9 protein-coding genes are annotated in these 14,881 nt (G+C 70.9%); 7 read left to right on the top strand and 2 right to left on the bottom strand.

The features are described from left to right. Nucleotides 1-105: 105 nt before the first annotated feature. A complete protein-coding gene (locus tag JKV81_RS17595; protein ID WP_129265863.1) occupies nt 106-1,317 on the bottom strand; it encodes a trypsin-like serine peptidase in 1,212 nt (403 codons plus the stop codon). A gap of 341 nt (nt 1,318-1,658) precedes the next feature. On the opposite strand from JKV81_RS17595, the gene JKV81_RS17590 reads away from it, so the two are divergent. Genes JKV81_RS17590 through JKV81_RS17570 form a run of 5 tightly spaced genes read left to right on the top strand, consistent with a single transcriptional unit; the run spans nt 1,659 to nt 9,680 of the window. After that, entirely contained in the window at nt 1,659-3,050 is a 1,392-nt protein-coding gene (locus tag JKV81_RS17590) for a diaminobutyrate--2-oxoglutarate transaminase family protein (protein ID WP_129265864.1), read from the top strand. Nucleotides 3,051-3,078: 28 nt separating this feature from the next. Beyond that, nucleotides 3,079-5,001: an IucA/IucC family protein gene (locus JKV81_RS17585; RefSeq protein WP_202076711.1), complete on the top strand. Its 1,923-nt coding sequence runs from the start codon at nt 3,079-3,081 to the stop codon at nt 4,999-5,001. 30 nt (nt 5,002-5,031) lie between these two features. Then, nucleotides 5,032-5,751 (top strand): GNAT family N-acetyltransferase, encoded by a 720-nt coding sequence (locus JKV81_RS17580; protein WP_202076710.1) that lies wholly within the window; start codon nt 5,032-5,034, stop codon nt 5,749-5,751. 60 nt (nt 5,752-5,811) lie between these two features. Then, nucleotides 5,812-7,662 carry an IucA/IucC family protein gene (locus tag JKV81_RS17575; protein ID WP_129265870.1) on the top strand — a complete coding sequence of 617 codons (1,851 nt, stop codon included), beginning with the start codon at nt 5,812-5,814 and terminating at the stop codon, nt 7,660-7,662. Nucleotides 7,663-7,712: 50 nt separating this feature from the next. Beyond that, on the top strand, nt 7,713-9,680 hold the full coding sequence (locus tag JKV81_RS17570) for an ATP-dependent DNA helicase (RefSeq protein ID WP_129265871.1): 1,968 nt from the start codon (nt 7,713-7,715) through the stop codon (nt 9,678-9,680). A gap of 132 nt (nt 9,681-9,812) precedes the next feature. Here JKV81_RS17570 and lexA read toward each other — a convergent pair whose 3' ends face one another. Then, a complete protein-coding gene (gene lexA / locus JKV81_RS17565; protein ID WP_099176479.1) occupies nt 9,813-10,610 on the bottom strand; it encodes a transcriptional repressor LexA in 798 nt (265 codons plus the stop codon). A gap of 548 nt (nt 10,611-11,158) precedes the next feature. On the opposite strand from lexA, the gene nrdR reads away from it, so the two are divergent. Continuing rightward, nucleotides 11,159-11,674, top strand: a complete 516-nt coding sequence (gene nrdR / locus JKV81_RS17560; RefSeq protein ID WP_124275039.1) for a transcriptional regulator NrdR — start codon at nt 11,159-11,161, stop codon at nt 11,672-11,674. A gap of 156 nt (nt 11,675-11,830) precedes the next feature. Then, a complete protein-coding gene (locus tag JKV81_RS17555; protein WP_124275040.1) occupies nt 11,831-14,740 on the top strand; it encodes a vitamin B12-dependent ribonucleotide reductase in 2,910 nt (969 codons plus the stop codon). Nucleotides 14,741-14,881 lie beyond the last annotated feature (141 nt).

Genomic DNA, 14,881 nt, shown 5'->3' with positions numbered 1-14,881 from the left:
GGAGGCCGGGTTCCCCGCGCGGGGAACCCGGCCTCCTGTGCGTGCCGTTCCACGTGAGGGGGCCCGGGCGGCGATCGCCACCCGGGCCCCCTCACGTGCGTGCTCCTACTGTCCGGCGTACTTCTTGCTGACGGCCTCGTAGATGCCCTTGGCCTCCTTGCCCAGGCGCGGGCCGGCCAGCCAGCCCGCCGTCACCGGGCCGATGGAGGTGTTGGAGACCAGCGCCGGCTTACCGTCCTGGCCCTTCGCGACCCAGCCGCCACCGGAGGAACCCCCGGTCATCGTGCACCCGATGCGGTACATCGTCGGCTGCTGCTCGAAGACGGCCAGCCGGCCCGGCTGATCGGTGCACTGGAGCGCCTTCTGGCCGTCGAACGGCGGGGCCGCCGGATAGCCGGTCGCCGTCATGCTGTCGATCTCGGGGACCGCCGGGGCGTTGAACTCGACCGGAAGGGCCGAACCGACGGTCTCCTCCAGGGACTTGCCCGTGGAGCCCTTCTCCGGCGCGACCTGCAGCACCGCGAAGTCGTACGGGGCGCCCTGGCCGCCGGTCGCGGCGCCCTGGTCGATCCACTGCTGGGAGGTCTGCGCCCACTGGCCCCACCACACGCCGTACGGAGCGATCTCGTCCTTGGACGCGTTCTGCAGCTCGGCCGTCGACATGCCGCTGTCGTTGTACGAGGGGACGAACGCGATGTTGCGGTACCAGCCGCCGTTCTTGCCCGCGTGCACGCAGTGCCCGGCCGTCCAGACCATGTTGGACTTGCCCGGGTGGGCCGGGTCCTGGACCACGGTCGCCGAGCAGACCATCGAACCCTCGGGGCCGTCGAACAGGAGCTTGCCCGACGCGGGCGCACTGTCGTGGTACGGCGTCTGCAGGCCGGCCGCTCCGACCGGTGCGGGGGTCGGGTCCGTCACGCCCTCGTCGCCGGAGATGTCGGGGTCGACGGGGTTCTCCGGGGGCTTCTCGGCATCCCGCATCCGGTCCGGGTCCCAGAGGTCCTCGATGATGGGGTTGACGTAGTCCTTGGCCTCACGCAGCCAGGTGTCCTTGTCCCAGTTCTTCCACTCGCCGTCCCTCCACTTGTCGAGGTCGATCCCGTGCTCCTTGAGCCGGTCCTTGAGATCGTCCGGGATCGCGACCTTCCCGTCGGAGGACTGGCCGGTGGAGCTGCTCGGCTCGCCGATCGCGCCGTCCTCCTCCGGCCCGCAGGCCGAGGCGGTGAGCGTGAGGACGGCGGCAAGGGCGGCCGCGGCGAACACCCGAGGGGTGCGGCGGGCGCTCCCCCCGCGGCGTGCGGTATCGATCGGGCGCATGGGTCGCATCTGGTGATCCCCCTGGGACTTCGTCACTGACTTCGTTACCGCACTGCGGACTTGGGCGGTGCGCCGCACGGCCCGCGGGCCGTGGCGCAGACTCCCGGAGCGGCGGCTCCTTCCCGAGTGCGGCCCCTACTATGCCGGTGCCGATGGGGACGGCGCGCGGCAGGGCCACGGTTCCGGCTGCGCAAGGATCTTCCGATTTACCCGTGATCTTCGGCCTTCCGCGTCGTTGGTACGTACGGAGGACACCCGGACAGCGTTCATCGGCGCACTCCGCCCCCAGGCCGACGTACCGATGCGCAACGCAACTGTTATCGCAGGAGGACCGAACAGCCGTGGCCGTGACCGAACCAGCTCCGGTGACACTCCCCCTTGCGCACGAGGGGATCCTGCGGCGCCAGGCACTCCGGGAATCGGCGGCCCGCACCTACGCGCGATCCCTGCCGATCGTGCCGGTGCGCGCGCGGGGCATGACCATCGAAGGGGCCGACGGCCGGCGCTATCTCGACTGTCTGTCAGGCGCGGGCACCCTGGCCCTCGGACACAACCACCCCGTGGTGCTCGAGGCCATCAGGAAGGTCATCGACTCCGGCGCACCGCTGCACGTCCTCGATCTGGCCACACCCGTCAAGGACGCCTTCACGACCGAGCTGTTCGCCACCCTTCCCCGGGAGCTGGCCGACAACGCCCGGATCCAGTTCTGCGGTCCTGCGGGCACGGACGCCGTGGAGGCGGCCTTCAAGCTGGTCCGGGCGGCGAGCGGCCGCAGCGAACTCCTCGCCTTCACCGGCGCGTACCACGGGATGACGGCGGGGGCCCTCGCCGCTTCGGGCGGCGCCACGGACGTACGGGTGACACGGCTGCCCTTCCCGCAGAACTTCCGCTGCCCCTTCGGCGTCGGCGGTGAGCGGGGCGCGGATCTCGCCGCGCGCTGGACGGAGTACCTCCTGGACGACCCGAAGAGCGGCGTGCCCGCCCCGGCCGCCATGATCCTGGAGCCAGTCCAGGGCGAGGGCGGGGTGAATCCCGCCCCGGACGGCTGGATGCGGCGCATGCGGGAGATCACCCAGGAGCGGTCCGTCGCCCTGATCGCGGACGAGGTGCAGACCGGCGTCGGCAGGACGGGTACTTTCTGGGCGGTCGAGCACAGCGGTATCGTGCCCGACGTGATGGTGCTCTCGAAAGCCATCGGCGGCTCGCTGCCCCTCGCGGTGATCGTCTACCGCGCCGAGCTCGACCTCTGGCAGCCGGGCGCCCACGCGGGCACCTTCCGGGGAAACCAGCTCGCCATGGCGGCCGGCGCCGCGACTCTCGCGTACGTACGGGAGAACGGGCTCGCCGAACGTGCGGGGACGCTGGGCGCCCGCATGCTCGCCAGGCTCCAGGCACTCGCCGCGGACCACCCGAGCATCGGCGACGTCCGCGGCCGCGGTCTGATGATCGGTATCGAACTCGTCGACCCCGAGGCCGAGCCCCTCACCGTCACCACCGAGAACGGCTCCGCCCCACCGCCCGATCCCGCCCTCGCCGCGGTGGTGCAGCAGGAGTGTCTGCGCCGCGGCCTCATCGTCGAACTCGGCGGACGCCACAACGCCGTGGTCCGGCTGCTCCCTCCCCTCACGCTCACCGACGAACAGGCGGCGGCGGTCGTCGACCGGCTCGCCGACGCGCTGAGAGCGGCGGAGCTCTCCCCGTACCGCCGGGCCGCTGCCGGGCCGACCCGCTGATCCCGGACCCCTCACAAGGAAGACCGCCGTGAACCCCACCCCTGCGCCCGAGGCCGACGGCCCCCTCACCAGCCAGCAGCGAGGACATGACCTGCCGGAGGGCCCCCTGGCCGTCGAGTCGACGACCGTGCCGCGCCAGAAGGCCGGTCCGCACGGAACCCCGCGTCCCGGGGCGAACACACCCGCCGGCACCGTCCCGGCGGACCGCCCCGGCCCCACGGAGCAGGATCCGCTGGACCACCCGGACCCGCTGCGGGCCGCGGACTCCGCCGGTACGGAGAATCTGCTGCGCTGCTGGACCCGGGAGAACGACCTGCCCCGCCCGCACGGGGACACCCTGCGTATCCCGCTCCCGGCGAGCGGTACCGCCCTGCTCGTCCCGGTCGTCCACTGGTCCGCGACGGGCTGGCACCGCTTCGGGACACCGGCCCTGGAGAACGCCCCCGAGGGCGCTCCGGGGGCCGACGCCGTCACCGTGGCCGCGCTGCTGAGCCGCGAGAGCGAGCGCAACGCCGCGGTCGACCTGGTGGCCAGGGTGGCCGACTCCGTACGGCACACGGCGGCCTTCATCGCGGCCAGGCGGCGCACCCCCAGCGCGTCGTCCGAGGCCGACCTCTTCCTCACCGCCGAGCAGTCCCTCGTCCTCGGCCACCCCCTGCACCCCACGCCCAAGAGCCGCGAAGGCCTCTCCGAGACCGAAACGCTCCTCTACTCACCCGAGTTGCGGGGCTCCTTCCCGCTCCACTGGATGGCCGTGGACCGTTCCGTGCTGGCCACGGACTCGGCGTGGACCAAGGCCGGCAGGCCGGTTCCGGCGGAGGCGCTCCTCGCACCCCACGCAGAAGGGCTGAGCCTCCCCGAGGGGACCACGGCCCTGCCGCTGCACCCCTGGCAGGCCGCGGAGGTGCTGCGCCGTCCCGAGGTCGTCGCCCTGTGCGAGAAGGGACTCCTGCACGACCTCGGACCGTACGGCCGGCACTGGCATCCCACCTCCTCCGTGCGCACCGTGCACCGTCCCGGCTCCGACCTCATGCTGAAGCTGTCCCTGGGCGTCCGCATCACCAACTCCCGCCGGGAGAACCTCCGCAAGGAGCTGCACCGCGGCGCCGAGGTCCACCGGCTGCTGCGCACCGGTCTGGCCGACCGCTGGCAGGAGGCCCACCCGGGCTTCGACATCGTCCGGGACCCCGCCTGGCTGGCCGTCGACCAGCCGGACGGCAGCCCCGTCCAGGGGCTCGACGTGATGCTCCGCCACAACCCGTTCGGGCCGGCCGACGACGCGGTGTGCATCGCCGGACTCACCGCCCCGCGTCCGTGGCCCGGCCGCTCCGGTACGCACTCGCGGCTCGCCGACACGGTCTCCTCGCTGGCGGCCCGCACCGGCAGGACGATCGGCGCGGTGTGCGCCGAGTGGTTCCTGCGCTACCTCGACCGCGTCGTGCTGCCCGTCCTCTGGCTCGACGCCCACGCCGGTGTCGCCCTGGAGGCCCACCAGCAGAACACGCTCGTACTCATCGACCCGGACGGCTGGCCCGTCGGCGGCAGGTACCGCGACAACCAGGGCTACTACTTCAGGGAGTCCCACCGGGACGCACTGGAACGCCGTCTCCCGGGCATCGGCACCGTGAGCGACACCTTCGTCTCCGACGCCGTCACGGACGAGCGCCTCGCCTACTACCTCGGCATCAACAACGTGTTCGGGCTGATCGGCGCCTTCGGCTCCCAGCGGCTCGCCGACGAACAGCTGCTGCTCGCCGCGTTCCGCCGCTTCCTCGAAGGCGCCGCAGGGCTGGGCTCCTCCCTGCCCGCCTACCTCCTGGAGACCGGCCAGCTCCGCTGCAAGGCCAATCTGATGACCCGTATGCACGGACTTGACGAGCTCGTCGGACCGGTCGACACCCAGTCCGTGTACGTCACCATCGCCAACCCCCTCCGCAGCGACCGGGCCTGACCGTCCGAACCACGAGAGGAGAGCGCCACGGTGCATCAAGCCGATGCCCCCACCGGGCCCGGTGCCGTCCCGTCCGACGCCACCGGCACCGAGGACACCCTGGAGCTCCGGCTCACCGAGGAGCTCCTCGCCCTGCTCGGTGACGGCCCCGCGGTGACCGCCGCGGAGGCCGACCCCTCCGCCCTCGTGGGCGACCCCGGCGCCTGGCGTCCGGTCGCCACCCCCGCCGGACCGTTCCAGCTCGTCACCGTGGAACCCGGACGCGATCTGGCGGTGATCAGCCGCTGGATGAACGATCCGGCGGTCGCCGCCTTCTGGGAGCTCGCCGGACCGGAGCAGGTCACCGCCGAGCACCTTCGCCGTCAGCTCGCGGGGGACGGCCGCAGCGTCCCCTGCCTCGGGCTCCTGGGCGGCAAGCCCATGAGCTACTGGGAGCTCTACCGCGCCGATCTGGACCCGCTCGCCCGGCACTACCCGGCGCGGCCCCACGACATGGGGCTCCACCTCCTCATCGGCGGGGTCGGCAACCGGGGGCGGGGCATCGGCACCGTACTGCTCAGGGCCGTCTCCGACCTCGTCCTCGACAACCGGCCGCTCTGCGGACGGGTCGTCGCGGAGCCCGACCTGCGCAACACCCCGTCCGTGTCCGCCTTCCTGAGCGCCGGTTTCCGCTTCTGCGCGGAAGTGGACCTTCCCGACAAGCGGGCCGCCCTGATGGTCCGCGACCGAGCACACCGTGACCGCCTGTGAACCACTCGCCGCACCGCACAGCCCGCTCGAACCCCATCGGTCCCACCCGGAGGAGTCCCCGTGCCGACATATCCTGCGAGCCATCATCCGGCGAAGCCCCATACGCCGCTCGACACCCCGGAACTCAACCGGACCGTCTGGGACCGGGTGTCGGCGAGGCTGCTCGCCAAGATGCTCGGTGAGTTCGCCTACGAGGAAGTCATCGAACCCGTGCCCCGGGCGGACGGCGGCGCGGGGCGGACCGGCGACTACACCCTGCCGCTCGACGACGGCGCGACCCTGAGCTTCCACGCCCGGCGCGGTGTCTACGGGAGCTGGCGCGTCGACCCCGCGACGATCCGGGAGGCCACCACCGGAGCACACGGGGACAGCGGCGCCCCCTTCCGCGACCCGCTGCGGTTCCTCGCCCGTGGCCGGCGCCTCCTCGGGCTCGACGGGGCCACGCTCGGCCACCTCGTCCGCGAGCTCACCGCCACCCTGACCGCCGACGCCCGCCTCGACCACACCGCGCTCACCGCGGCGCAGCTCGCCGAGCTGCCGTACGCCGAGCTCGAAGGCCACCAGACCGGGCACCCCTGGCTCGTGGCGAACAAGGGCCGTCTCGGGTTCTCCGCCGCGGACGCCGCCCGTTTCACACCGGAGGCGCGGTCCGCCACCTCACTGCCCTGGATCGCCGTCAGCACCCGCATAGCGGGGTACCGGGGAGTGGGCCGTGTCGCCACCCCCGGAGACCTCTACGACCAGGAACTCGACCCGGGCGTCCGGGAATCGTTCACCGACATCCTGCGCGGACGGGGCCTCGAACCCGCGGACTACCTGTACCTCCCCGTGCACCCGTGGCAGTGGGACGAGTGGATCGTTCCGCTCTTCGCCCCCGCGATCGCGGACGGCGAGATCGTGCCCCTGCACGAGGACGACGACCTCCGGCTACCGCAGCAGTCCATCCGCACCTTCACCAACGTGGGACGGCCCGACCGGCACACGGTCAAGCTGCCGCTGTCGATCCTCAACACCCTGGTCTGGCGCGGCCTGCCGACCGAGCGCACACTCGCCGCCCCGGCGGTCACGGCGTGGGTCCAGGGGCTGTGCGACGGCGATCCCTTCCTCCGGGACACCTGCGGGGTCATCCTGCTCGGCGAGGTCGCCTCGGTGGCCGTCGAGCACCCGCTCTACGACCACCTCCCGGAGTCGCCGTACCAGTTCAAGGAGATCCTCGGGGCGATCTGGCGGGAGCCGCTCCAGCCGCGGCTCGCACCCGGGGAACGCGCCCGTACGCTGGCCTCGCTGCTGCACACGGACCCCGACGGCCGGTCCTTCACCGCGGAGCTCGTCGCCCGCTCGGGGCTGACCCCGACGGCCTGGCTGACCCGGCTCTTCACCGCGCTCCTGCCGCCGCTGCTGCACTTCCTGTACCGCTACGGCACGGTGTTCTCCCCGCACGGCGAGAACGCCATCGTCGTCTTCGACGAGAACGACGTGCCCGTGCGGCTCGCGATCAAGGACTTCGTCGACGACGTGAACGTCAGTGCCAGGCTGCTGCCCGAGCACGACACGATGCCGCAGGACGTCCGCGACATCCTGCTCACGGAGGAGCCCTCCTTCCTCACCCAGTTCATCCACTCGGGGCTCTTCGTGGGGGTGTTCCGCTATCTGTCCCCCCTCTGCGAGGAACAGCTGGACGTACCGGAGGGTGAATTCTGGTCACTCGTCCGGGCCGAGATCCTGAGGCACCACGCCCGGTTCCCCGACCTCAAGGAGCGGTTCGAGATCTTCGACATGCTGACGCCGAGGATCGAGCGCCTCTGCCTCAACCGCAACCGTCTGCATCTGGACGGCTACCGCGACCGGCCGAACCGCCCGCACGCCGCCGTCCACGGCACCGTCCCCAACCCGCTGCACCCCTCCGCGTGAGTTCGGGACCGATCGATGCTGTCAGTGGGGCGCCGTAGGGTGGTCGGGCTATGACGAAGCCATCTCTCCCCGAGCTCCTCCACGCCGCCGTCACCGCCGTCGGCGGTACGGAGCGCCCCGGCCAGGTCTCCATGGCCGAGGCTGTCGCCGAAGCCGTGGACGACAACGCCCATCTGCTCGTCCAGGCCGGCACCGGCACGGGCAAGTCCCTCGGCTACCTGGTGCCCGCGCTGGCCCATGGCGAGCGGGTCGTGGTGGCCACGGCGACGCTGGCGCTCCAGCGCCAGCTGGTCGAGCGGGACCTTCCGCGTACGGTCGACGCGCTGCACCCGCTGCTGCGCCGGCGCCCGCAGTTCGCGATGCTCAAGGGCCGGTCGAACTACCTCTGTCTGCACCGGCTCCACGAGGGGGCGCCGCAGGACGAGGAGGAGGGCCTCTTCGACCAGTTCGAGGCGGCCGCGCCGTCCAGCAAGCTGGGCCAGGACCTGCTGCGTCTGCGGGACTGGTCGGACGAGACGGAGACCGGCGACCGGGACGACCTGACGCCGGGCGTCTCGGACCGGGCCTGGTCCCAGATCTCCGTGTCCTCGCGGGAGTGCCTCGGCGCCTCGAAGTGTGCGTACGGCGCCGAGTGCTTCGCGGAGGCGGCCCGGGAGAGGGCCAAGCTCGCCGATGTCGTCGTCACGAACCACGCCCTGCTCGCCATCGACGCGATCGAGGGCGCCCCCGTGCTCCCCAAGCACGAGGTGCTCATCGTCGACGAGGCCCATGAGCTGGTCTCCCGGGTCACCGGGGTGGCCACCGGCGAGCTCACCCCCGGCCAGGTGAACCGAGCGGTGCGCCGTGCGGCGAAGCTGGTCAACGAGAAGGCGGCCGACGCCTTGCTGACCGCGTCGGAGGGGTTCGAGCGGGTCATGGAGCTGGCGCTCCCGGGACGCCTGGAAGAGGTGCCGGAGGACCTCGGCTACGCGCTGATGGCCCTGCGCGATGCCGCGCGCACGGTGATCTCCGCGCTCGGCGGCACCCGGGACAAGTCCGTCCAGGACGAGGACGCGGTGCGCAAGCAGGCCATGGCGTCGGTCGAGTCCATCCACAGCGTCGCGGAGCGCATCACCCAGGGCTCCGAGTACGACGTCGTCTGGTACGAGCGTCACGACCGCTTCGGGGCGTCGGTCCGGGTCGCACCGCTGTCCGTGTCCGGGCTGCTGCGGGAGAAGCTCTTCGCCGACCGCTCGGTGGTGCTGACCTCGGCGACGCTCAAGCTCGGCGGCGACTTCAACGGGGTGGGGGCGTCCCTGGGGCTCGCGCCTGAGGGCACGGCGGGCGACGACATCCCGCAGTGGAAGGGCCTCGACGTCGGCTCGCCGTTCGACTACCCGCGGCAGGGCATCCTGTACGTCGCCCGGCACCTGGCCACGCCCGGCAGGGAAGGGTCCCGCACGGACATGCTCGACGAGCTCGCCGAGCTGGTGGACGCGGCGGGCGGGCGCACCCTGGGCCTGTTCTCGTCGATGCGGGCCGCCCAGGCGGCGGCCGAGGAGCTGCGTGGCCGCCAGGACAAGCCGATCCTGCTGCAGGGCGAGGAGACGCTCGGGGAGCTGATCAAGAACTTCGCGGCGGATCCCGAGACCTGCCTCTTCGGGACGCTGTCGCTCTGGCAGGGCGTCGACGTCCCCGGACCGAGCTGTCAGCTCGTGGTCATGGACCGGATTCCGTTCCCCCGGCCCGACGACCCGCTGATGAGCGCCCGGCAGAAGGCCGTCGAGGACGCCGGTGGCAACGGATTCATGGCGGTGGCGGCCACCCACGCGGCGCTGCTGATGGCCCAGGGCGCCGGCCGGCTCGTCCGGGCCATGGGGGACAAGGGCGTGGTCGCGGTGCTCGACCCCCGGCTGGCCAACGCCCGGTACGGGAGCTATCTCCGCGCCTCGCTGCCCGACTTCTGGTACACCACGGACCGTAATCAGGCGCGACGCTCGCTCGCGGCCATCGACGCGGCGGCCAAAACGACGCAGTGAGCAGGGGCGGGCCGTCGGGAAGCGCGGGCGGCCCGCTGTGCGGGCTGCCCGGTGACCCACGTCCAGCGGTAGACACGTCAGGGCCCCGGGATCGGCGCAGGGATCCCGGGGCCCAGTCCGAACCGGCGGAGCTCACACCCGCCGCAGCACCGCCACGACCTTGCCCAGGATCGTCGCCTCGTCGCCGGGGATCGGCTGGTAAGCGGAGTTGTGCGGGAGCAGCCACACATGGCCGTCCTCGCGCTTGAACCGCTTGACCGTCGCCTCGCCGTCCAGCATGGCCGCCACGATGTCGCCGTTCTCCGCGACCGGCTGGCGCCTGACCGTCACCCAGTCCCCGTCCATGATCGCCGCCTCGATCATCGAGTCACCGACGACCTTCAGCACGAAGAGCTCGCCGTCACCGACGAGCTGGCGGGGGAGCGGGAAGACGTCCTCGACGGACTCCTCGGCGAGGATCGGTCCACCGGCCGCGATCCGGCCGACCAGCGGCACGTACGACGCGGCGGGCTTCCCGGTGGTGTCCGTCGGCTGGGTGCTGGGCTGGTCCGAGCCCCGGACCTCGTAGGCGCGCGGCCGGTGCGGGTCGCGGCGCAGGAAGCCCTTGCGCTCCAGAGCCATCAGCTGGTGGGCGACGGACGAGGTGCTGGAGAGTCCCACCGCCTGACCGATCTCGCGCATCGACGGGGGATAACCCCGGCGCTGCACGGAATCCCGGATCACCTCGATCACGCGCCGCTGCCTGTCCGTGAGCCCGGAGCTGTCCGCCCGGATTCCGGGAGGTCGTCCGGGCAAGGAGCGCGCGGCCCGTGCGGGCTCGGGCCCCTCCGCGTTCATGACTGAGTCATTCATGGCATGCACCGGCTCAAGTCGGCTCTGGGAGCGGTGGTCCTGGGCAGTGATGGTGGCACTGTCTGCGGTGGTGGTCACGTCGGCCCCTCTCGAATGGTCTCCCTAGTTAGGCAACGGTAGTAGCTTTCGAAAGGTTGCGCCAAACACACGTTCGAGTGAAAAACAAATAAAGGGCCCTCGTGCGCTGACCGAGAGGTGTATGAGCTGGAGGCCGGTGAGCGCCGGGACCGGGCGCCGCCGCCGGAGGCCACGCTAGCGTTCCGCCGGTCCGCTCCCACGCGCGGGGGTGCGTCCGCGCGTGGGCCGGGAGTGGGCCCGGAGGTGCCGCCGGAGGGCCCCCCGGCCTCTGTGTCGGATGGCCCCGGAGCCTCGGCGGCCGGGTCTTTCCCGTACCCTCGTGCCGGGCCGTAGGCTGCCCCCCGGCCCTCGGGGAAGCGCGACACGCGCGGGGGCGCAGGCGGAGTAAAACCCTAGATGTAGTGGTTGCCTTGCTGTCGCCGCCCATAAGTAGTGGTACCCGGTCCGTCAGGGCCGAGTTCATCGCCTATGCTGGTGACCGTCCTCAGGGGCCCTGAACAGGGCACGGAGGGCTATTCAGTCGTGCTGTGTAAGGAGGGTTCGGAGACATGCACTGCCCCTTCTGCAGGCACCCCGACAGCCGGGTCGTGGACAGCCGCACGACGGACGACGGGACGTCGATCCGACGGCGCCGTCAGTGCCCCGACTGCTCCCGTCGCTTCACGACGGTGGAGACCTGCTCGCTGATGGTGGTCAAGCGCAGCGGCGTGACCGAACCCTTCAGCCGCACCAAGGTCATCTCGGGGGTCCGCAAGGCGTGCCAGGGGCGTCCCGTCACCGAGGACGCTCTGGCGAAGCTCGGCCAGCGGGTCGAGGAAGCCGTGCGGGCCACGGGGAGTGCCGAGCTGACGACGCACGACGTGGGTCTGGCCATACTCGGCCCCTTGCAGGAGCTCGACCTCGTCGCGTACCTGCGCTTCGCGTCGGTGTACCGGGCGTTCAACTCCCTCGAAGACTTCGAGACCGCTATCGCGGAGCTCCGTGAGCAGCGGCCCCGCGAAGAGCAATGCGGGAGCGGCGAGACCCTCGAGGTCCCCGCCCCCGCCGCAGTCGCCGCTGATTGATCACCGAGCCGGCCGGCAGGGACGGCGGAGCCGGCGGCAGGCGGCACCAGACCTGTTCCGAGACGCCCCACGAGGCGTCCGGAGCATCAGACACACACTGTGCCCTGGGAAGAACTGGGCACTTCAGGGCGTTTTTGCCCACATATGGGAGGCGGCATGACAGAGACGGCGAGCGGCCCGGCACGAGGTTCCCGCACCAAGGGAGCCAAGTCGACTGCGACCAAGCAGGGCCTGCGCATCGAGCGCATCCACACGACTCCCGGCGTGCATCCGTACGACGAGGTCGCGTGGGAGCGCCGTGACGTCGTCATGACCAACTGGCGCGACGGCTCGATCAACTTCGAGCAGCGTGGCGTCGAGTTCCCCGACTTCTGGTCGGTGAACGCGGTCAACATCGTCACCAGCAAGTACTTCCGGGGCGCTGTCGGTACCCCGCAGCGCGAGACCGGTCTGCGACAGCTGATCGACCGGATCGTCAAGACGTACCGGAAGGCCGGCGAGGACTACAACTACTTCGCTTCCCCCGCCGACGCGGAGATCTTCGAGCACGAGCTGGCGTACGCCCTCCTGCACCAGATCTTCAGCTTCAACTCGCCGGTGTGGTTCAACGTCGGAACGCCCCAGCCGCAGCAGGTCTCGGCCTGCTTCATCCTGGCCGTCGACGACTCCATGGAGTCGATCCTCGACTGGTACAAGGAAGAGGGCATGATCTTCAAGGGCGGCTCCGGCGCCGGCCTGAACCTGTCCCGCATCCGCTCCTCCAAGGAGCTGCTCTCCTCCGGCGGCAACGCCTCCGGCCCGGTCTCCTTCATGCGGGGCGCCGACGCCTCCGCGGGAACGATCAAGTCCGGTGGCGCCACGCGCCGCGCGGCCAAGATGGTCATCCTCGACGTCGACCACCCCGACATCGAGAACTTCATCGAGACCAAGGTGAAGGAGGAGGAGAAGATCCGCGCCCTGCGCGACGCGGGCTTCGACATGGACCTGGGCGGCGACGACATCACGTCCGTCCAGTACCAGAACGCCAACAACTCGGTCCGCGTGAACGACGAGTTCATGAAGGCCGTGGAGTCCGGCGGCAAGTTCGGCCTGCGCGCCCGCATGACCGGCGACGTCATCGAAGAGGTCGAGGCCAAGTCCCTCTTCCGCAAGATGGCCGAGGCCGCCTGGGCCTGCGCCGACCCGGGCATCCAGTACGACGACACCATCAACGCCTGGCACACCTGCCCGGAGTCCGGCCGGATCAACGGCTCGAACCCCTGCAGCGAGTACATGCACCTGGACAACACCTCGTGCAACCTGGCGTCGCTGAACCTGATGAAGTTCCTCAAGGACGACGGCGAGGGCCACCAGTCCTTCCAGTCCGAGCGCTTCGCCAAGGTCGTCGAGCTGGTCATCACCGCGATGGACATCTCGATCTGCTTCGCGGACTTCCCGACGCAGAAGATCGGCGAGAACACCCGCGCCTTCCGCCAGCTCGGCATCGGCTACGCCAACCTCGGCGCCCTGCTGATGGCGACCGGCCACGCCTACGACAGCGACGGCGGCCGTTCGCTCGCCGGCGCCATCACCTCGCTGATGACCGGCACGTCCTACCGCCGTTCCGCCGAGCTCGCCGCGGTCGTCGGCCCGTACGACGGCTACGCCCGCAACGCCGAGCCGCACCAGCGCGTCATGAAGCAGCACTCCGACGCCAACGCCACCGCCATCCGCGTGGACGACCTGGACTCGCCGGTCTGGGCCGCCGCAACGGAGGCCTGGCAGGACGTGATCCGCCTCGGCGCCAAGAACGGCTTCCGCAACTCCCAGGCCTCGGTCATCGCCCCGACCGGCACCATCGGTCTCGCGATGTCCTGCGACACCACGGGCCTGGAGCCCGACCTGGCCCTGGTCAAGTTCAAGAAGCTCGTCGGCGGCGGCTCGATGCAGATCGTCAACGGCACCGTTCCGCAGGCCCTGCGCCGGCTCGGCTACCAGCCGGAGCAGGTCGAGGCGATCGTCGCCCACATCGCCGACAACGGCAACGTGATCGACGCCCCCGGCCTCAAGACCGAGCACTACGAGGTCTTCGACTGCGCCATGGGCGAGCGTTCCATCTCGGCCATGGGCCACGTCCGGATGATGGCGGCCATCCAGCCGTGGATCTCCGGCGCGCTGTCCAAGACGGTGAACCTGCCGGAGACGGCCACCGTCGAGGACGTCGAGGAGGTCTACTTCGAGGCGTGGAAGATGGGCGTCAAGGCGCTCGCGATCTACCGCGACAACTGCAAGGTCGGCCAGCCCCTCTCCACCAAGAAGTGGGAGGAGAAGAAGGACGAGGTCACGGCCAAGACCGAGGACACCATCCGTGCCGCGGTCGAGAAGGTCGTCGAGTACCGTCCGGTCCGCAAGCGTCTGCCCAAGGGCCGTCCCGGCATCACCACCTCCTTCACGGTGGGCGGCGCCGAGGGCTACATGACCGCCAACTCCTACCCGGACGACGGTCTCGGTGAGGTCTTCCTGAAGATGTCCAAGCAGGGTTCCACCCTCGCGGGCATGATGGACGCCTTCTCGATCGCGGTCTCGGTCGGTCTGCAGTACGGCGTGCCGCTGGAGACGTACGTCTCCAAGTTCACCAACATGCGCTTCGAGCCGGCCGGTATGACGGACGACCCGGACGTGCGGATGGCGCAGTCGATCGTCGACTACATCTTCCGCCGCCTGGCGCTCGACTTCCTGCCGTTCGAGACGCGGTCCGCGCTCGGCATCCACTCGGCCGAGGAGCGCCAGCGTCACCTCGACACCGGGTCGTACGAGCCCGACTTCGGGGACGAGGAGCTCCACTCCGAGAGCCTGGCGCAGTCCGCCCCCGTGCAGAACCAGCCGCTGAAGGCGGTCGAGGCGCCCGCGGAGAGCGCCGCGGAGAAGCCGGCGCCCAAGGCCGCGCACACCTCGGCCGAGCTGGTCGAGATGCAGCTCGGTATCAGCGCGGACGCACCGCTGTGCTTCTCGTGCGGTACGAAGATGCAGCGCGCCGGGTCCTGCTACATCTGTGAGGGCTGCGGCTCCACCAGCGGATGCAGCTGACGGCTCAGCCGGATCGCACCGTTCGGCGTAGCTGAACGCGAGGCGTGATCCCCGGAAGGGAGGGACACGGGCCATGCGCCCGGGTCCCTCCCTTCCGGCAGTTCGGGACGGCCGTCACGGTTGGCTCCCTTCGGGACGGCC

Origin of the sequence: Streptomyces silvae (genome assembly GCF_016745505.1) — a bacterium.
Taxonomy (GTDB): Bacteria; Actinomycetota; Actinomycetes; order Streptomycetales; family Streptomycetaceae; genus Streptomyces; species Streptomyces silvae.
This window is presented reverse-complemented; position numbering and strand designations above follow the sequence as displayed.